Source organism: Gottfriedia acidiceleris (assembly GCF_004138285.1).
GTDB lineage: Bacteria > Bacillota > Bacilli > Bacillales > Bacillaceae_G > Gottfriedia > Gottfriedia acidiceleris_A.
Genome location: NZ_SCFN01000028.1, coordinates 12871 through 32948 on the forward strand (window position 1 = coordinate 12871; position 20078 = coordinate 32948).

Genomic DNA, 20078 nt, shown 5'->3' on the forward strand with positions numbered 1-20078 from the left:
TTATACTATTTTTAAGAGAGTATGAAGTTTTATTATCCATATGGTATGATTACATATACTTGTATTGGTTGGAGGAACAAATGAAAATTAAAGAAATCATTGTTGTTGAAGGTAAAGATGATACGGCAGCAATTAAAAGAGCTGTGGATGCAGATACAATTGAAACAAGTGGTTCTGCTATAAATAAGGATACTTTAAAATTAATAAAGCACGCTCAGGAGACTCGAGGAGTAATCGTATTTACAGATCCTGATTATCCAGGCCAACGTATACGCTCGATTATTAAAGAGCATGTACCAGGATGTAAGCATGCGTTTTTACCAAAGGAAGAAGCTGTTCGTTCAGGTAAAAAAGGATTAGGAATCGAGCATGCTACTAGAGAATCTATTCGAAATGCTTTAATTCATGTTAAGCAGGAATTTATCGAAGTTGAATCCGAAATTACAAAGGAAGATTTAATAGATGCCGGATTAATTGGACATCCTTCATCAAGTGAAAGACGAGATAAACTTGGTAAAATTCTTAATATAGGTTATACAAATGGTAAGCAACTAGAGAAAAGACTGCAAATGTTTCAAATATCAAAAGATGAATTTGGGCAAGCAGTAAAAAAAGTTTTAATGGAGGAAAAATAATGAAGGATATCGCGACACCTAGTCGAACGAAAGAAATATTAGCCAAGTACGATTTCTTCTTTAAAAAAAGCTATGGTCAAAATTTCTTAATTGATACAAATATACTAGAAAACATTGTAAGTTATGCAGATTTAACTGAAGAAAGTTGTGCAATTGAAATTGGCCCGGGAATTGGGGCACTAACTGAGCAAATTGCTAAGCGTGCTAAGAGGGTATTAGCTTTTGAGATCGATAATAGACTAATCCCAATCTTAGAAGATACACTTTCTCCATATGATAATATACAAATCGTTAATGAAGACGTACTAAAGGCAGATGTTGAAAAAGCGATTAATGAGTATTTGCCAAATGAGTCAGATATAATGGTAGTCGCAAACTTGCCTTATTATGTAACGACACCAATTATTATGAAGCTATTAACAGAAGGTTTACCAATCAGAGGAATTGTGTGTATGTTGCAAAAAGAAGTAGCTGACCGTATCTCCGCAAAGCCGGGAACAAAGGATTATGGTTCACTATCAATAGCAATACAGTTTTATACACATGCTTCAACGGTTATGACTGTACCTAGAACGGTATTCATGCCACAGCCAAACGTTGATTCTGCTGTTATAAAGCTAGTAAAACGTGAAGAACCAGCAGCAGAGGTAATTGATGAATCATTCTTTTTTGAAGTAGTTAGAGCTAGCTTTGCCCAAAGAAGAAAAACATTAAATAATAATTTATTAAATAATTTTTCTTATCTGAAAAAAGATAAGGCAATACTTGAAGCTTGCCTTCTAGAGGCAGGTATTGAAGGAACAAGAAGAGGAGAAACTTTATCAATTCAAGAATTTGCAACATTAAGTAATAGTCTATATAAACAAGTAAAATAACAAAAAGATGATTATAAGCTAATTTACCAACTAGTTTGTAATCATCTTTTTTATTCAATGCCTTATTTTAGTTCTGATGCCCTACAAAAGTTCAATAAACCTTCTTTTCACCCTTTTTTTTGTCCATACATAATCTAAAAAAAGAGAGCGAACTCGTAGTGTACTTAAGCAATTTTGGAGGGAAGGCATGTGAATATTAATGTAGGGGATATAGTAGAAAGAGCATCTTATAAATATGACCTAGTTTTTCGAGTAGTGGAGGTAAAACAAATCGGGGATGAAGTCATTGCTGTTTTATATGGTGACGATTTTCGTTTAATTGCTGATGCGCCTTTATCCGACCTGCGAGTAATCATTGAATCAGAGTATCGTGAAAAAGGTAAAAGATCGTCTGTTCAAATTGAGGAAAACTACAAACTATTTAAAAGAGAAGCCATGGAGCAAAAAGAAAAAAGAAGATTTCAAGCAACAAATGGTTTTAGAACAGATGTAAATCTTTTTCAAATACCAGGTCGGGTTCTTCACATCGATGGAGATCCAATTTATTTAAAAAAATGTCTTGAAATGTATAATAAGATGGGTGTCCCCGTAGAGGGAATCTATTGTAAGGAAACAGAATTACCAACAAAAATTGGTTATTATTTAGATCATTATCGTCCCGATATACTAGTTATAACTGGTCATGATGCATACACAAAGGCAAAAGGGGTCGTTACCGATTTAGAAGCTTACAGACATTCAAGATATTTTGTCGATGCTGTAAAAGAAGCGCGAAAAAAGGTTCCATCTTTAGACCATCTTGTAATTTTTGCTGGGGCATGTCAATCTCACTTTGAAGCGATTATACGTGCAGGAGCAAACTTTGCAAGCTCACCAACTAGGGTAAACATACATGCATTAGATCCCGTTTATGTAGTTGGGAAGATAAGCTTCACATCATTTATGGATCGAGTAAATGTTTATGAAGTCGTTCGTAATACAATTACAGGTGAAAAAGGACTAGGCGGAGTAGAAACAAAAGGAATTTTAAGAACAGGGCTACCTTTCCAATCAATGGAAGAGGAGTAAGGAAAAGATTTTCTACATTAACGAGAGAGATCGTTTGTAGAAAATCTTTTTTTATTTTCATACATAAATTTTCTGATTTTCACAAATAATAATCGGGTGTTGTAAAAAAATATTGACAGGTAACCAGTATCGTTGGTATAATTTTATCTTTTTTTGACTTAGTTTACATAAGATGGTATACTTGTCATAGTGAGGTGGTATGAAATGGCAAAAAAATTATCTGAAATAAAGGATACTTTAGATAGTCATGTTGGACAACGACTTACATTGAAAGCAAACAGCGGACGTAGAAAGACTGTGGAACGTTCCGGTGTATTAGCAGAAACATATCCATCCATATTCGTAGTACAATTAGATCAAGAAGAGAACGCATTTGAACGCTTATCTTTTAGTTATGCAGATATTTTAACAGAAACAGTTGAATTGTTTTTCTGTGATGACCATACAAGTGGACTGATGGCGAATGGGCAGTAGAATTTTCTACTGTCCCTTTTCTTTTTATTATTCATGAAATTAAACAGATTTACACATACTAAAAATGTCGAAGTGGAAAAAGGGGGTTGCTTTTTTTGGGTAGAAGAAAAAGAGGTATTATGTCACAGAGCTTTAAAGAGGAACTTGCAAAAGATCTTGGTTTCTATGACGTCGTTCAAAAAGAAGGCTGGGGAGGCATTCGAGCGAAGGATGCCGGCAACATGGTTAAAAGAGCAATCGAATTAGCTGAGTTACAATTATCTAATAAGCAACAATAAACAATCTTCACTTCGACAAACGAATTTGTCTACACATCAAACCGAAGCAAATTGCTTCGGTTTTTGTGAATCTTCATAAAGAAAATTTACTGTTCTAGCTCACTTTCATTGGGGTACATTTTTCTTATGAGTTAATTATGATACAATAGCAAAAAAGTAAGTGTTCATAAGAAGGTGAGAATAGTGAAATTAATGGTGAAGGCTCCTGCGAAAATAAATCTTTCATTAGACGTAGTAGGGAAAAGAAGCGACGGTTATCATGATGTAAAAATGATCATGACAACAATCGATTTAGCCGATCGAATTGAATTAGAGCTTATTCAAGAAGATAAGATTGTAGTTACATCACATAATCGTTACGTACCAGATGATCAACGCAATTTAGCTTATCAGGCTGCGATGCTACTCAAAGAAATGTTCGGAGTTAAATTAGGAGCGCATATTTTTATTACAAAAAATATTCCTGTAGCTGCTGGTTTAGCCGGAGGTAGTTCAGATGCTGCGGCAGTACTAAGAGGTCTAAATAAGCTTTGGAATTTAAATTGTTCGTTAGATGAATTAGCGGTAATTGGTTCTAAAATCGGGTCGGACGTATCATTTTGTGTTTATGGCGGAACAGCTATAGCTACAGGGCGTGGTGAAAAGATTGAACATATCGATACACCGCCACCTTGTTGGGTGATTTTAGCGAAACCAACACAGGGCGTTTCAACAGCAACTGTTTATCAAAAGCTTAAATTAGATAATATTCAACATCCTGATGTAGATCGTATGGTTAATGCCATTTCGAATAAAAATTACGACGATATTTGTCTGTCATTAGGAAATGTATTAGAAACAGTTACATTGCAATTACACCCTGAGGTTGCAATGATTAAGGATCAAATGAAACGTTTTGGTGCTGATGCCGTTTTAATGAGCGGAAGTGGTCCTACAGTATTCGGATTAGTTCGCCATGATTCTAGGATGAATCGTGTTTATAACGGACTAAAGGGTTTCTGTGATCAAGTATACGCCGTTCGGATGTTAGGCGAAAGGGAAAAACTTGATTAAAAACGAATATTATTATAAAATTTTTATAAAATATTCGTGATTTGAGGTGCTGCATGAAAATTAGAAGAAGCTCTCGTCTTGTAGGTATGACACACTATTTGTTGCATCATCCACAACAATTAGTATCATTAACATTTTTTGCTGATTTATATGCGTCTGCTAAATCATCAGTAAGTGAAGATTTAGGTATTATTAAGCAGACGTTCGAACAGCAAGGAATTGGGACACTATTGACTGTGCCAGGAGCAGCTGGTGGTGTAAAGTATATTCCTAGTATTAGTAATCAAGAAGTAAATACAGTAATTGATGAATTATGTGATTTACTTCAAAAACCAGACCGAGTGTTGCCCGGCGGATACTTATATATGACTGATATATTAAGCAATCCTAACTATGTTAATAGTGTAGGCCGTATGTTTGCATCTATATTCAGTAATCAAAAAATAGATATCGTTATGACAATTGCAACGAAAGGAATTCCTTTAGCGTATGCTGTTGCAAACTTTTTAAATGTACCAGTTGTAATTGTTCGTCAAGATAACAAGGTTACGGAAGGATCAACAGTAAGTATTAACTACGTATCTGGTTCTTCAAAACGTATACAAACAATGTCATTGGCAAAAAGAAGCATCGAGGCAGGTTCAAATGTTTTAATTATCGATGATTTCATGAAAGCTGGTGGAACTATTACTGGTATGAAAAATTTACTTAAGGAATTTCAGGCAAATGTTGCAGGAATTGGTGTATTGGTTGAGGCTGTAAATATTGAAGAAAGATTAGTTGAAGATTATATATCACTTGTAAAGTTATCTGAGGTAAATGAAAGAGAACAGCTTATTCGAGTTGAAAGAGGCAATTTCCAAGAAGAATCATTTATTAAAACTGAGAGCTTATAGTCGTTAGATAGATAAGCTACTTGTATATAATGAAGAAGGGGAAGATACATAATGCAATTAATTCATACTGAACATGCACCTAAAGCAATTGGACCATATTCTCAAGCTATAATCGCTAATGGATTATTATACACTTCTGGACAAATTCCGTTAACTGTAGAAGGAAATATTGTAGAAGGTGGAATTGAGGAACAAACAAAGCAAGTATTTGCAAACCTTAAGGCGGTTCTAGAAGAAGCTGGAACAGACTTATCAAAAGTTATTAAAACAACTGTATTTTTAAAAGATTTAACAACTTTTGTTGATTTTAATGCTATTTATGAAGAGTTTTTCAATGGACACAAACCTGCAAGAAGCTGTGTGGAAGTTGCAAGACTACCTAAGGACGTATTAGTTGAGATTGAGTGTATCGCAGTTGTTTAAAACAATCAGACTGTAAATAAATTTATTTGTGAAGATTTTAAAAAAACCTGAAATTTTTTCAGGTTTTTTTTTATTCGTTAAAATTCAATTAAAATATTCCGATAAATAAATTGAGGACTTTAATTTAGTAAACATTTGTAAAAATTAAATAATTTAAATAAAAAATTTTCCAAAAAGAAGGAAATTATTGATAATTGTTGAAACTTACTAATTATGGTTTAAGTTGATAAAGGTGGTGAACAAGATGGAAGTGACAGACGTAAGACTACGCCGCGTAAACACGGAGGGTCGTATGAGAGCTATCGCATCAATTACATTAGATCATGAATTTGTTGTTCATGATATTCGCGTAATCGATGGTAATAACGGTTTATTTGTAGCAATGCCAAGTAAACGTACTCCGGATGGAGAGTTCCGTGATATCGCTCATCCGATTAACTCTTCAACTCGTAGCAAAATACAAGATTCTGTATTAGCTGAATATCACCGTGTAGGTGAGTTGGAAGAAGACTTTGAAGAAGCAGGTGCTTCTTAAAAATATGACCAAAAAGAACCCATTAATGTATAATGGGTTCTTTTTTTATGGTATAATAAAATGGATGTATTTTGTAGAAAAATATAAAAATTAGCATTTTGAGCTACCAGGTATAGGTATTTAGATTGATGGAGGATGACTATGTCAAATAAATATGCGATTGTTCTAGCTGCAGGTAAAGGTACTAGAATGAAATCAAAATTATATAAAGTACTTCACCCTGTTTGTGGGAAACCTATGGTTCAACATGTTGTAGACCACGTAATATCAGTAGGTGTACAAAATATTGTAACCGTTGTAGGTCACGGAGCGGAATTAGTTAAAACACAAATAGGTGATCATAGTGAATATGCTCTACAAGCTGAGCAATTAGGTACTGCACATGCTGTTATTCAAGCAGCGCCAATGTTAAAGGATAAAGAAGGAACTACTCTAGTAATTTGTGGTGACACACCATTAATTTCACCAGAGACAATTCAAGCTTTATTCGATGAGCATGAAAGATTACAGGCAAAAGCTACCATTTTAACAGCCCATCTTGAGGATTCAACTGGTTATGGTAGAATAATTAGGGGCGAAAATGGGTCTGTATTAAAAATTGTTGAGCATAAGGATGCGAGTCCAGAAGAGCTTACAGTTCAAGAAATAAATACAGGTACATATTGCTTTGATAATAAAGCATTATTTGAAGTATTAAATGAAGTAAACAATAATAACGCTCAAGGTGAGTACTACTTACCGGATGTTATTGAGATACTAAAAGCAAAAGGCGAAATAGTAGCTGCATATAAAACAGCAAATTTCGATGAAACATTAGGTGTAAATGATCGATATGCATTATCTATTGCAGAATCAATCATGCGCAAAAATATAAACAAAAAGCATATGTTGAACGGTGTAACGATTATCGATTCAGCTAGCACATATATCTCTGCAGATGCAAAAATTGGTTCGGATACAATTATTTACCCTGGTACAATGATCTATGGAAATAGTATAATTGGAACGGGTAGTACAATTGGCCCAAATACTGAAATTATCGATAGTGAAATTGGTAATGATACAGTTATTAAACAATCAGTTGTACATGAAAGTAAAATAGGTCATTCAACTACAGTTGGACCATTTGCTCATATTCGTCCGGCTTCAACATTAGGTGATGAAGTTCGAATTGGAAATTTTGTTGAAACTAAGAAAGTTACTTTTGGTAACGGAAGTAAAGCATCTCATTTAAGCTATATTGGTGATGCGGAAGTTGGTCAAGGTGTTAATCTTGGTTGTGGCTCAATCACTGTGAACTATGACGGTAAAAACAAGTTTAAAACAACGATTGAGGACAATGTCTTTGTTGGTTGTAATTCAAATTTAATTGCACCTGTAACTGTGAAAAAAGGTTCATACATTGCAGCTGGTTCAACAATTACTGATGAAGTTCCAGAAGATTCACTAGCAATTGCAAGAGCAAGACAAGTGAATAAAGAAGGTTACTATAAAAATTAATTATAGATAAAAAGAAAAGAAAAAAAGCGGAGGGTACACGAAACATGCCTAATCATTATCCAGACAAGCATTTAAAAGTATTTACTCTAAACTCGAATCCTAAATTAGCTGAAGAAATTGCAAAGCACATTGGTGTAGAGCTTGGTAAATGTTCGGTTTCTCGTTTTAGCGATGGAGAAGTGCAAATTAACATAGAGGAAAGTATCCGTGGTTGTGATGTATTTATCATTCAATCAACAAGTTTCCCTGTAAATGAAAGTATTATGGAATTATTAATTATGATTGATGCTTTAAAACGTGCATCAGCAAAAACAATTAACATTGTGATTCCTTACTACGGTTACGCTCGTCAAGATCGAAAAGCTCGTTCACGTGAGCCGATTACATCAAAGTTAGTTGCAAATCTACTTGAAACTGCGGGCTCAACTCGAGTGATTACACTTGATTTACATGCTCCACAAATTCAAGGATTCTTTGATATTCCGATTGATCACTTATTAGGTGTACCTATCCTTTCAGATTACTTTAGAAAAAAACAGCTTGAAGATATCGTAATTGTTTCTCCTGACCATGGTGGAGTAACAAGAGCTCGTAAAATGGCAGATCGTCTAAAAGCTCCGATTGCTATCATTGATAAACGTCGTCCAAAACCAAATGTTGCTGAAGTTATGAACATCATCGGTAATATTGAAGGTAAAACGGCTATCTTAATTGATGATATTATTGATACAGCGGGTACAATTACACTTGCTGCTAATGCATTAGTAGAGCATGGTGCAAAACAAGTATATGCATGTTGTACACACCCTGTATTGTCTGGACCGGCAATTGATCGTATCGAAAACTCTTGTATTAAAGAATTAGTTGTAACAAATTCAATTTGTCTTACTGAAGATAAAAAGACTGATAAACTTGTTGAATTATCAGTTGCTGGCCTATTAGGTGAAGCGATTATTCGTGTATATGAAGAGCAATCAGTAAGTACTCTATTTGATTAATATAAAAATTACATCTTTGCTTTAAAACTTATAAGAGGACGTAACCAGAAGTGGTTACGTCTTTTCGTAATATAACCAAGTGAATTAGAATGGAGGATAATAAAATGAAGTTGTTTGTAGGATTAGGCAACCCAGGTAGAGAGTATGAAAGAACGCGACACAATATTGGGTTCATTGCGATCGATGAATTAGCTCACCGATGGGGCTTTTCGTTAACCCAACAAAAATTTAATGGTATTTATACTTCAGGAATTGTGAACGGAGAAAAAGTTTTCTTGTTAAAGCCTTTAACATATATGAACTTGTCAGGTGAATGTGTAAGACCATTTATGGATTATTTTAATATTGAATTAGAAGATCTTGTCGTCCTATATGATGAAATGGATATTCCAACCGGAAAGCTACGATTACGTACAAAAGGAAGTGCTGGGGGTCATAATGGTATAAAGTCATTAATTCAGCATTTAGGAACACAAGAATTCCAACGTGTTCGAATTGGTGTAGATCGTCCGTCAAATGGAATGAGTGTCGTAAATCATGTTTTATCAAACTTTTTTGAAGAAGAAATTGCTGAAGTAGTTGATGGTGTAAAAAAAGCAGCGGATGCATGTGAATATTTTTTAAAGCATTCTTTCGTGGATGTAATGAATCAATATAATAAAAAATAAAAAACAGGAATTTAAGCTTTCATATTGAATAAGTATAGTTAGTACAATCCATACTGTATATATGAATTTTATGTAGTATGGAGGAAGTAATGGAATTATTAGATTGTCAGTGTCGGTATTGTAGTAAACAAATGGGTAGTATTGAAAAACAACAGTTGTTACAAGTTTCATCTTCGTATTGTCATTCTTTCAATGAAGAATTAAGCGATTTTGTAAATTTTATTCAATCTCCTAATCAAGTAATTTATATTGTGTGTGAGGATTGCGAAATGACTCTATCTGAGTTTCCACATTACCATGAATATAAGAATTTCATAAATTAAATTGCCTTTGGTTTATAACTGAGGCGTTTTTCTGTTTTTTTCTAGAATCTGTTAAGATGAAGTGTGTTTATCTATACAAATGATACTTAAAATGGAGAAAATTACTAAAAAACTATAAATATAAACTTCAACTAAGATTATTGTTACTTAGATTGACTGTTAGGGGAGATTGACTTCGTGATTGGTTTAATTGAACAATTTAACCAGTATAAAGATATTAAGAAAATAATAAATGGCCTAAAAAATGGGCTAAGAGAACAATTAGTTACAAACTTAACGGGGTCTGCGAAAACGTTGCTTGCTGGAGCTGTTTTTAAAGAAACTGGACAAACGCAGTTAATCGTGACAAATAATCTTCTTCAAGCTCAAAAAGTATCGGAAGACTTAAAATCAGTGGTTGGGGAAGATAAAGTATTTTTATATCCTGCAAACGAATTGATTGCTTCAGAGATTGCGGTATCAAGTCCAGAGCTTAGATCGCAAAGACTAATCGCGTTAAACAGTTTGATGTCAAATAAACCGTCGGTAGTGGTTACACCTGTATCGGGATTAATTGGCTATTTGCCATCTCCAGAATTATGGTCTAACTATCAGATCAATTTTGAAATTGGCGAAGAAATCGACTTATCGAATTTGATTTCAAAGTTTGTCCAAATGGGCTATGAACGTGTTGGGATGGTAGAAAGTAAAGGAGAGTTTAGCGTACGCGGAGGAATTCTTGATATTTATCCGCTAACGTATGAAGATCCTATTCGAATTGAACTCTTTGATACAGAAATCGACTCAATCCGTTCGTTCTCTCCTGATTCTCAAAGATCTATTACAAAATATGAGAGTGTCCATATTGGTCCAGCGACGGAAAGGATTATTTCCAAGACTGATTTGCAATTAGGAGTTCAACGAATTGAACAAGCTTTTAAAACAACTCTATCAAAAATAAGTGATCAACAAGTAAAAGAGTTATTGGTTGAAAAGGTAACCTATGATCTTGAGCAACTAAAGCAAGGGCAATTGATAGATCAAATATACAAATATTTTGGTCTAATCTATGAAAACCAATTTAGTTTACTAGATTACGTTCCTAGGGAAACTGTTGTCGTTATCGATGAGATTTCGAGGGTCCATGAAATCGTAGAGCAGCTTAAAAAGGATGAAGCAGAGTGGTATACGTCCTTACTAGCTGAAGGAAATGCATTACAGGGTGTAAGTTTTTCGCATGACTTTTTTGAATTACTACATTCGAGAAAGCGCCAACAAATTCATACGAGTCTTTTTCCAAGAAGAGTACCTCATACGCATCCTGAACAAGTAGTTTCGATTCAATGTAAATCGATGCAAGAGTTTCATGGACAAATGAATCTGTTGAAAAATGAATTAGATCGTTGGAAGAAAAATAAATATACAATCGTTATGCTCGGCGAAAGTGACGAAAGAACAAGTAAAATTGAAAATATATTAGCAGATTACAAAATTGAAGGTAAAATTATTTCTTCTCTTGAGCAAATAAAAAATGGTGAAGTATACATCATGAAAGGGGATCTTCGTTCTGGATTCGAACTTCCTTTAGAAAAATTTGTTCTAATAACAGAGCGTGAGTTATTCACGAAAAAAGCTAAGAAGAAAAAAAGAATTAATACAAAATTATCAAATGCAGAACGAATAAAAAATTACTCAGAATTAAAAGTTGGAGATTATGTTGTTCATGTAAATCATGGTATTGGTAAATTTTTAGGAATTGAAACATTAGAGATTAATGGTATTCATAAAGATTATTTACATATTCGATATCATGGCGACGACAAATTATTCGTACCGATTGAACAAATTGATCAAGTACAAAAGTATGTTGGATCTGAAGGTAAGGAGCCAAAGATTTATAAGCTTGGTGGAACTGATTGGAAAAAGGTTAAGAAGAAGGTTGAAGGCTCAGTTCAGGATATAGCTGATGACTTAATTAAGCTTTATGCAGAACGCGAAGCATCAAAGGGCTATGCTTTTTCACCTGATGGCCTGGAACAACAAGAATTCGAATCTTCATTTCCTTATCAGGAAACTGACGATCAACTTAGATCAATTCATGAAATTAAAAAGGATATGGAAAGAGAACGTCCAATGGATCGACTGCTTTGTGGTGACGTAGGATACGGAAAAACTGAAGTAGCTATTCGAGCGGCTTTTAAAGCAATTGTTGAAGGTAAGCAAGTTGCTATTTTAGTTCCTACTACAATTTTGGCACAGCAGCATTTCGAAACATTAAGGGAAAGGTTTCAAGATCATCCAATTAATATTGGTTTGTTAAATCGTTTCCGATCTCGCAAACAGCAGCTTGAAACGATGAAAGGCTTAAAAGAGGGCTCTGTCGATATAGTAGTTGGAACACATCGCCTATTATCGAAGGATATTCTATATAAAGATTTAGGACTTTTAATTATTGATGAAGAGCAAAGATTCGGTGTATCTCATAAAGAAAAAATAAAACAACTAAAAGCAAATATAGATGTTTTAACGCTAACTGCAACTCCGATCCCTCGTACCTTGCATATGTCGATGCTAGGAGTAAGAGATTTATCAGTTATTGAAACACCGCCAGAAAATCGTTTTCCGGTTCAAACATATGTAGTTGAATACAATGCTGCATTAGTGAGAGAAGCGATTGAAAGAGAACTTGCTCGAGATGGACAAATATATTTCTTATATAATCGAGTAGAAGATATTGAACGTATGGCTGAACAGATTTCGATGCTTGTACCAGATGCAAAAGTAGCTGTAGCACATGGTCGAATGAATGAAGGGGAACTAGAATCGGTTATGTATGGCTTTTTGGATGGCCAATATGACGTATTAGTTAGCACGACGATTATCGAAACAGGCGTGGATATTCCAAATGTTAATACATTGATTGTATATGATGCAGATCGAATGGGTTTATCAACACTTTATCAATTAAGAGGGCGTGTAGGACGTTCGAATAGAGTAGCATATGCTTACTTCACATATAAACAGGATAAAGTATTGACTGAAGTTGCCGAGAAGCGCCTGCAAGCAATTAAAGAATTTACAGAACTAGGTTCAGGTTTCAAAATTGCTATGCGTGACTTGTCAATACGAGGTGCAGGAAATCTACTTGGAGCACAACAACATGGATTTATTGATTCGGTTGGTTTCGATTTATATTCTCAAATGTTAAAAGATGCAATCGAACAGCGTAGAGGAGTAAAGAAAGAAGATATAATTTCAATTGAAATTGACATTGAAGTAGATGCTTATTTACCTGATACGTATATTCAAGATAGTAAGCAAAAAATTGAGATGTACAAGCAATTTAGACGTGTTGAAACGTTTGAAGAGTTAAATGATTTACAAGATGAATTAATGGATCGTTTTGGCGATTTCCCGTTAGAAGTAGGCTACCTATGTCAAGTTGCTCATATTAAACTTTTAGCTATTGCAGAGAAGATTGAACTGATTAAACAAGTTAAATCAGAAGTAAGTGTTTATTTCTCTGAGAAGGCAAGTGCTAATATCGATGGTGGGAAGTTGTTCCAATTATGTAATTCATTCGGTAGAGGCATTGGCCTAGGAATGGATGGGTCGAAATTAAAAGTAACGCTAGACGTAAAAGGAAAAAATCCAGCTGACTGGCTTACAACGCTAGAAGGTTTAATTAATGGATTAAAGAACGTGAAAAAAGAAAGTGTAAATGCTTAAGGAAGTAATACAAAGGCTTCTTTAATTTGGCGATAAAGTAATTAAAAGTTACCAAAAAGTGCTTACAGTACTATATTTTTAGTAAAGGTGTTAAAAAATCTCACTTATTTTGTATAGAACTTTCGTTGTGTAGGATACTATCATTAATTAAGGGTGACCTTACCTCATTGTCACTCGGATATCTTTCATCAACGTAGACATGCAAGTAAGTGAGGAGGCGCTTTACAAGTATGAAAGCAACAGGTATTGTTCGTCGAATTGACGATTTAGGTCGAGTAGTAATACCAAAAGAAATTAGGAGAACTTTACGGATTCGTGAAGGTGATCCATTAGAAATATTTGTGGACCGAGATGGAGAAGTCATTTTAAAGAAGTATTCACCAATTAGTGAATTAAGTGATTTTGCGAAGGAATACGCTGATGCGCTTTACGACACACTTGGACATACAGTCATTATAAGTGACCGAGATTCAGTTGTAGCAGTTGCAGGAGCTTCCAAAAAAGAATACTTAAACAAAAATATTGGTGATATAATCGAGAAAACTATGGCGGAGCGTAACTCAAAAGTAGTTAGCGAGCCTGGGGAAGCCCCATTTATCGAAAGTGTAATTGAAAAATATCAATCCTATGCAGTAGGAGCAGTCATCGCAAGTGGGGATCCAATTGGAGCTGTTGTTATCTTTTCAAAAGATAAAACAATATCTGAAGTTGAAAAGAAAGCAATCGATACTGCTACTAACTTCTTAGCTAGACAAATGGAGCAATAATCATATATTAAGTAAACATGGGCCAGTAAAGGAATATTACCTTAACTGGTCTTTGTTTTTTCGTTTCTTCCCTTTGGTATAAACTACTGGATTCACATTTAAACATAACCATTACTTGCTAAATTTGGAAAAGAGAGGTTTTTTTTCTTTTGGCAACTCTTTACATAAGCCCTAATAATGTAATACATTAAAGGGTGAACCGTCTAACAAAGGAGTTGTTATCCTTTTGCAAAAAGCTAAGCAAAAAGCAGCCCTACAAGGGGCTTTGTTCATAACAATAGCATCATTATTATCGAAAGTATTAAGTGCGTTTTATAAAATTCCTTATCAAAATATTGCCGGAGATTTAGGTTACTATATTTACCAGCAGGTATATCCTGTCTACGCAATTGCTTTAGCTTTTTCTACATATGGCTTTCCTTTAGTTTTATCATCTTATGTGGCTGAAAGATTGGCGAAAAAAGATGATAAAGGGGCTAAAGATTTGGTTTATGCAACATTTATGATGTTGTTAGTCATTGGTATATTATGTTTCTTTACTTTATACATAGGAAGTAATAGTATAGCGAAGTTTATGCGTGATGATCATCTAGCGATGTTAATCCGTGTTGTTAGTGTTGGCTTTTTGTTTGTTCCAATAACTTCAGCATTTCGAGGATATTATCAAGGTTTAGGGGATATGGGACCTACTTCAGTCAGTCAGGTGATTGAGCAATTAATTCGAGTTATTACGATTTTAGTGCTGTCACTTTATTTAATGCAAACGACCGACAATCTTTATATTGTAGGTGCAGGGGCTGTATCAGGTTCTATACTTGGTAGTATAGCAGCGATACTGTACTTCTTTTACTGGGTTTCTTTTCGTGGCTCTGGTTTGACCATACCATCATTTGGTTTACTTAAAACCTATCGCTTAGAATTAAAAACAATTTTGTATCAAGGTATCTTACTAAGCTTAAGTAGTTTAGTACTTGTATTCATTCAGTTTATCGATTCACTCTCTTTTTATCCGTTATTAGTGCAATATGGATATCATGTTGAAGGTGCTAAGCTAGTAAAGGGTATTTATGACCGTGGATTTCCGCTAATTCAATTAGGCTCTGTCATTGCTTCATCGTTTTCACTGGCCCTAATTCCGTATTTATCTAGTGAATTAGTTCGTAAAGAACATCACTCTATTAATAATCGAATCTCAGGTGCCATTAGGGTAAGTATTGTAGCAGGAGCAGCAGCAACAATTGGATTAATTTCAATTATCCATCCGACCAATATAATGCTTTATCGAAATGACTTAGGAACGGATGTCCTAACTGTTTTATGTATATCAATCTTCTTTGCGGGGGTATCGATTACGACATCTTCAATCGCACAAGGATTAGGTAAAAGTTTAATTCCAGCTTTAAATGTCATTGCTGGAGGATGTGTTAAATTTATTGGAAATGTTATTTTAATGGAGCAAATCGGATCTAAAGGAGCAGCTTATTCAACAGTATCTGCTTTAATCATTGTTACGATTTTGAACTTAGCTTATATATACAAATTGTCAAAAGTAACATTTTTTGACTTTAAGTTTATTGTGAAATTACTAGTATCTTTAGCCATTATGTATGGTTGTGTATATGGTTATGAATATGTTTTTGAAAAATATGCAATGTTTATTAATCCGCTTCGTTTAAGAATGTTAGTTGAGGCGCTATCTTCAGCGGTTGTGGGTGCAATCGTATTTGCGGTTGTATTAATAAAAATTAAGTTATTTACAGTAGAAGAGCTAAGCTCAATCGTTAAAAGCGAAAAATTACAGAAATGGCTTTCTTAAAAGAACAGGAGGATCAAAATGAACAAGATTACAGTTTTAGGTTTAGGAGCAGGTGACCTTAATCAGCTTCCGTTTGGTATCTATAAAGTGTTACAAAAAACTGACAATCTTTATTTACGTACAAAAGACCACCCTGTTATAAGTGAATTAGAAACAGAAGGATTAACGTTCCAATCATTCGATGAAATTTATGAAAAACATGATCGTTTTGAAGAGGTTTATCAAGAAATAGTTCAATTATTGGTGAAAGCTTCTGAAGAAGAGGCAATTACATATGCTGTACCAGGCCATCCTCTTGTAGCAGAAAAAACTGTTCAGCTATTAATTGAGCTTGCAGATAAAGGAAATATCCAGCTAGACATCAAAGGTGGACAAAGCTTTTTAGATGCGATGTTTACTAGTTTGAAGATTGATCCAATCGAAGGCTTCCAGTTTGTTGATGCAACGGATTTAGAGGCAGAATCGATTACGTTTAGACAGCATTTGATCATCTGCCAGGTTTACGATCAAATGACTGCCTCACATGCGAAATTAAAGCTAATGGAGCAGCTTCCTGATGATTATGAAGTCGTAATAGTTACGGCAGCGGGTAGTTCAAATGAACAAATAAGAAGAGTACCATTGTTTGAGTTAGATCGTGATACATCAATCAATAATTTGACAAGTGTTTATGTACCTCCAGTTAAAAATGAAGAGGATCTCTATCATCAATTTGAAACACTTCGCTCTGTCATTGCTACTTTAAGAGGACCTAATGGATGCCCGTGGGATCAAAAGCAAACTCATGAATCATTAAAGAAGTATTTACTAGAAGAGGCTTATGAGCTTCTTGAAGCAATCGATGAAGAAGATGACGATCATATTATTGAAGAACTTGGAGATGTATTACTCCAAGTTATGTTACACGCCCAAATTGGAGAAGATGAAGGGTACTTCTCAATCCAAGATGTAATTCAAGGATTAGTAAGCAAACTAATCTATCGTCACCCGCATGTATTTTCAACTGTTCATGTGAATGATGAGGAAGACGTATTAAAAAATTGGCAAGAATTAAAACAAGCTGAAAAAGGACATGTAGTTGAGTCCGTTCTTTCAGGCATACCAAAGGATCTTTCAGGATTATTAAAAGCAGAGAAACTTCAAGGTAAAGCCGCAAAGGTAGGGTTTGACTGGAAGGAACTACCGCCAGTGGTAGATAAGGTTAACGAAGAATTAACTGAAGTTCTTGATGCCATCAAATTGAATGATCAGTCTAAAGTTGAAGCGGAACTCGGCGATCTGTTATTTAGTATTGTTAATTTAGCACGCTTTATTGATGTAAATCCTGAAGAAGCGATTTTAAAAACAAATATGAAATTTACAAAACGTTTTCAATATATTGAATCAAGACTTCGTGAAATAAATAAGACATTTTCTGATGTATCTCTTGAAGAAATGGATGAGATATGGAATGAAGCCAAAAAATACGAATAATGTCTAATTGAATGAGAATGAGGAGAATAAATTATGAGACTTGATAAATTTTTAAAAGTATCGAGAATTATTAAGCGTCGTACACTTGCTAAAGAAGTAGCTGATCAAGGAAGAATAACGATCAACGGAACAGTTGCAAAAGCATCTACTGAAGTCAAAGTAAATGACGAATTAAAAATCCGTTTCGGACAGAAAATTGTTACAGCAAAAATTAATTTACTTAAAGAGACCGTTCGAAAAGAAGAAGCAGATGCAATGTATACGATCATAAGCGAAGAAAAACTGTCAGATAGCTTGTTCTAAAAAAGTTGTCCCTTCATATACTTGTACAAATAACACTGTATTAGGAATCGATTTACAAGAGGTACAGTTTATGTAAATGGAGGGACTAGTATGAATAATCCGTATGAGTTAAATGCGAAAAATACAAGCCAAATAATCGAGCAGGATTTATCGTTAAAAAGTAGAAGATACCTTGAAATAACTGGAGTAAAGCAGGTTGAGAGCTTTGATAGTGAAGAGTTCCTATTAGAAACAGCTTTAGGCTTTTTGCATATTAAAGGTCATAATTTACAAATGAAAAACCTCGATGTAGAAAAAGGTCATGTAGCAATAAAGGGAAAGATTAATGAACTTTGTTATATTGACGAATACAATTCGGGGAAAGCTAAAGGAATCTTTAGCAAGCTATTTAAATGAGCTTAAACGTTCAGTTCTACTCTATGATAGCGATGGTCGGTATGGGTGCATATCTTGGTATGGCACTAGATACATACCATCGTTTTTTATATCGAGGTACTCGTAATCGATTGATTGTATTTGCAACTGATATATTATTTTGGATTTTTCAGGCTCTACTAGTTTTTTATGTATTATACTTAGTTAATGAAGGTGCACTCAGGTTTTATTTACTATTAGCTTTATTATGTGGTTATGCGGCATATCAAAGTCTTTTTCGAGCTATTTATAAAAAAATATTAGAACTTGTTATTCAGCTAGTTATTAGCATTTATCGTATTATAGTAAAGTTAATCGTAATATTTATTGTAAAACCTATAAAGTGGACTATTCAGGTAATAATCGTAATTCTTTTGTTTATTTATGGACTCCTTATTCGACTAATCCGTTTAGTTTACAACGTTGTACTATCAATTCTTTTGTTTTTCGGCAGAGTATGTTGGTTTTTTGTGCCAAAACGAGTCAAAAACTATTTAATACAATTTAAAGGAGTTTTCGGAAAATTCAAGAATATCTTCCTTACTACTATTAAAAAAGTAAAGGACCTTTTAGATAGGAGGAAGAAATAGGTGGAACATGCGAGAAAGTTGGATTTAACTAGACAAGTTCAAGATAAACAAAATATTACTTTAGTTGAGGAACATGGTGCTAAGCCAAGGAGAAGGAGTTTTAAAAAGTTTTTAGTGCGCATTTCATTATTCTGCTTTTTAACTGTCCCCCTATTTTTTTTATTACAATCTCATTATGAAACACAAAAACATGTGTATTCATCTAAAGTAAAACAATTAAAACTAGCAAAGGTTGATTTAAAGAAAACAAAGAGTACGGTAGAGGATTCAAAGCACATGATTGACCAATTGAACGATGATCAATATATTATTGAGTTAGCTAGAAAAAACTTATTTTTTTCTAAAAAGGGAGAAATAATTTTTCCTAATATCAAGTAATTATCGTTTCATTGACACTTGTTTTTATAATTTTATATAATATAGTAAATCCAGTTAACATTTTTAAGGAGGAGCATTTTTTTTATGTCAATTGAGGTAGGCAGCAAAGTTAGTGGGAAAGTTACAGGGATTACAAATTTTGGTGCTTTTGTAGAGTTACCAGAAGGAGTAACTGGACTTGTTCACATTAGTGAAGTAGCTGACAACTATGTTAAAGATATTAACGAACATTTAAAAGTTGGCGATGAAGTAGAAGTAAAAGTAATCAATGTTGAAAAAGACGGTAAAATCGGTCTTTCAATTAAAAAAGCGAAAGAACGTCCACCAGTAAAAGAGGGAGAGCGTGAGCAAAGACCTCGTCAAAGCAGACCTTCATATGGAGGTGGCGGTGGTGGAAACCGTGGCAAAAATCAAAACCGTTCAGATCAACGTCCGGTTAAAGAAACATTTGATCAAAAAATGAGTAAATTTTTAAAAGACAGTGAAGATCGTCTAGCTTCATTAAAACGCAACACAGAATCTAAACGTGGTGGCCGTGGAGCTCGTCGAGGTTAATTTCCTACCTTGTCAGGACATAAATAGGTATATAGAACACGCACTCTTTAATGGGTGCGTTTTTGTATGGAAAAAATAATAAAATAACATTTAAAAAAACTGTTGACGGGTAATTAGTACCATGATAATATAAATCTTGTCGTTTAAAGATAATGGCGGTGTAGCTCAGCTGGCTAGAGCGTACGGTTCATACCCGTGAGGTCGTGGGTTCGACTCCCTCCGCCGCTACCATTCCCTTTAACGGCCCGTTGGTCAAGTGGTTAAGACACCGCCCTTTCACGGCGGTAACACGGGTTCGAATCCCGTACGGGTCATACAACAACAAAAACGTTTGGTCTCTATAAGAGA

At 34.3% G+C, this 20078-nt stretch carries 22 protein-coding genes and 2 tRNA genes; all 24 read left to right on the forward strand.

Annotation, left to right across the window (positions count from 1 at the left end; genetic code table 11):
* Positions 1–80 precede the first annotated feature (80 nt).
* The 24 genes from rnmV to EP747_RS22365 all read left to right on the forward strand — a co-directional run bounded on the left by rnmV (position 81) and on the right by EP747_RS22365 (position 20044).
* Positions 81–635 (forward strand): ribonuclease M5, encoded by a 555-nt coding sequence (gene rnmV / locus EP747_RS22250; protein WP_056474503.1) that lies wholly within the window; start codon positions 81–83, stop codon positions 633–635.
* Positions 635–1510, forward strand: a complete 876-nt coding sequence (rsmA, locus tag EP747_RS22255; protein WP_129692187.1) for a 16S rRNA (adenine(1518)-N(6)/adenine(1519)-N(6))-dimethyltransferase RsmA — start codon at positions 635–637, stop codon at positions 1508–1510. The genes rnmV and rsmA overlap by 1 nt, the downstream gene beginning before the upstream one ends.
* A gap of 189 nt (positions 1511–1699) precedes the next feature.
* The gene (gene yabG, locus EP747_RS22260) at positions 1700–2578 is read left to right on the forward strand and encodes a sporulation peptidase YabG (protein ID WP_129692188.1); all 879 of its coding nucleotides are present in this window, start codon (positions 1700–1702) and stop codon (positions 2576–2578) included.
* 204 nt (positions 2579–2782) lie between these two features.
* A complete protein-coding gene (veg, locus tag EP747_RS22265; RefSeq protein ID WP_069033953.1) occupies positions 2783–3052 on the forward strand; it encodes a biofilm formation stimulator Veg in 270 nt (89 codons plus the stop codon).
* A gap of 119 nt (positions 3053–3171) precedes the next feature.
* Complete coding sequence (locus EP747_RS22270) at positions 3172–3330, forward strand: small, acid-soluble spore protein, alpha/beta type (RefSeq protein WP_069033981.1); 159 nt, start codon at positions 3172–3174, stop codon at positions 3328–3330.
* Between the two features lie 183 nt (positions 3331–3513).
* On the forward strand, positions 3514–4383 hold the full coding sequence (gene ispE, locus EP747_RS22275) for a 4-(cytidine 5'-diphospho)-2-C-methyl-D-erythritol kinase (RefSeq protein ID WP_129692189.1): 870 nt from the start codon (positions 3514–3516) through the stop codon (positions 4381–4383).
* 53 nt (positions 4384–4436) lie between these two features.
* Complete coding sequence (gene purR / locus EP747_RS22280) at positions 4437–5279, forward strand: pur operon repressor (protein WP_129692190.1); 843 nt, start codon at positions 4437–4439, stop codon at positions 5277–5279.
* A 51-nt stretch (positions 5280–5330) separates the two neighbouring features.
* The gene (locus tag EP747_RS22285) at positions 5331–5702 is read left to right on the forward strand and encodes a RidA family protein (protein ID WP_129692191.1); all 372 of its coding nucleotides are present in this window, start codon (positions 5331–5333) and stop codon (positions 5700–5702) included.
* A 244-nt stretch (positions 5703–5946) separates the two neighbouring features.
* Positions 5947–6237, forward strand: a complete 291-nt coding sequence (gene spoVG / locus EP747_RS22290; protein WP_056474486.1) for a septation regulator SpoVG — start codon at positions 5947–5949, stop codon at positions 6235–6237.
* 141 nt (positions 6238–6378) lie between these two features.
* Positions 6379–7737: a bifunctional UDP-N-acetylglucosamine diphosphorylase/glucosamine-1-phosphate N-acetyltransferase GlmU gene (gene glmU / locus EP747_RS22295; protein WP_129692192.1), complete on the forward strand. Its 1359-nt coding sequence runs from the start codon at positions 6379–6381 to the stop codon at positions 7735–7737.
* 44 nt (positions 7738–7781) lie between these two features.
* Positions 7782–8735, forward strand: a complete 954-nt coding sequence (locus EP747_RS22300) for a ribose-phosphate diphosphokinase (protein ID WP_129692193.1) — start codon at positions 7782–7784, stop codon at positions 8733–8735.
* 104 nt (positions 8736–8839) lie between these two features.
* Positions 8840–9403 (forward strand): aminoacyl-tRNA hydrolase, encoded by a 564-nt coding sequence (pth, locus tag EP747_RS22305; RefSeq protein WP_129692194.1) that lies wholly within the window; start codon positions 8840–8842, stop codon positions 9401–9403.
* An 89-nt stretch (positions 9404–9492) separates the two neighbouring features.
* Entirely contained in the window at positions 9493–9726 is a 234-nt protein-coding gene (locus EP747_RS25455) for an anti-sigma-F factor Fin (protein ID WP_165347225.1), read from the forward strand.
* Positions 9727–9903: 177 nt separating this feature from the next.
* The gene (gene mfd, locus EP747_RS22315) at positions 9904–13434 is read left to right on the forward strand and encodes a transcription-repair coupling factor (protein WP_129692196.1); all 3531 of its coding nucleotides are present in this window, start codon (positions 9904–9906) and stop codon (positions 13432–13434) included.
* Positions 13435–13664: 230 nt separating this feature from the next.
* Positions 13665–14201: a stage V sporulation protein T gene (gene spoVT, locus EP747_RS22320; protein WP_129692197.1), complete on the forward strand. Its 537-nt coding sequence runs from the start codon at positions 13665–13667 to the stop codon at positions 14199–14201.
* 226 nt (positions 14202–14427) lie between these two features.
* Positions 14428–16017, forward strand: coding sequence for a putative polysaccharide biosynthesis protein (locus EP747_RS22325; RefSeq protein ID WP_129692198.1), 1590 nt, complete (start codon positions 14428–14430; stop codon positions 16015–16017).
* A gap of 18 nt (positions 16018–16035) precedes the next feature.
* Positions 16036–17490, forward strand: coding sequence for a nucleoside triphosphate pyrophosphohydrolase (mazG, locus tag EP747_RS22330; RefSeq protein WP_129692199.1), 1455 nt, complete (start codon positions 16036–16038; stop codon positions 17488–17490).
* 33 nt (positions 17491–17523) lie between these two features.
* Positions 17524–17793: an RNA-binding S4 domain-containing protein gene (locus tag EP747_RS22335; protein WP_056474461.1), complete on the forward strand. Its 270-nt coding sequence runs from the start codon at positions 17524–17526 to the stop codon at positions 17791–17793.
* A 90-nt stretch (positions 17794–17883) separates the two neighbouring features.
* Positions 17884–18189 (forward strand): sporulation protein YabP, encoded by a 306-nt coding sequence (gene yabP / locus EP747_RS22340; RefSeq protein ID WP_056474457.1) that lies wholly within the window; start codon positions 17884–17886, stop codon positions 18187–18189.
* Positions 18186–18797, forward strand: coding sequence for a spore cortex biosynthesis protein YabQ (yabQ, locus tag EP747_RS22345; protein ID WP_129692200.1), 612 nt, complete (start codon positions 18186–18188; stop codon positions 18795–18797). Before yabP ends, yabQ begins: the two co-directional genes overlap by 4 nt.
* Positions 18798–19175 carry an FtsB family cell division protein gene (locus tag EP747_RS22350; RefSeq protein WP_129692201.1) on the forward strand — a complete coding sequence of 126 codons (378 nt, stop codon included), beginning with the start codon at positions 18798–18800 and terminating at the stop codon, positions 19173–19175.
* 84 nt (positions 19176–19259) lie between these two features.
* Positions 19260–19730 carry a S1 domain-containing RNA-binding protein gene (locus EP747_RS22355; RefSeq protein ID WP_056474447.1) on the forward strand — a complete coding sequence of 157 codons (471 nt, stop codon included), beginning with the start codon at positions 19260–19262 and terminating at the stop codon, positions 19728–19730.
* 154 nt (positions 19731–19884) lie between these two features.
* Positions 19885–19961, forward strand: a tRNA-Met gene (locus tag EP747_RS22360).
* 11 nt (positions 19962–19972) lie between these two features.
* A tRNA-Glu gene (locus EP747_RS22365) sits at positions 19973–20044 on the forward strand.
* Positions 20045–20078 lie beyond the last annotated feature (34 nt).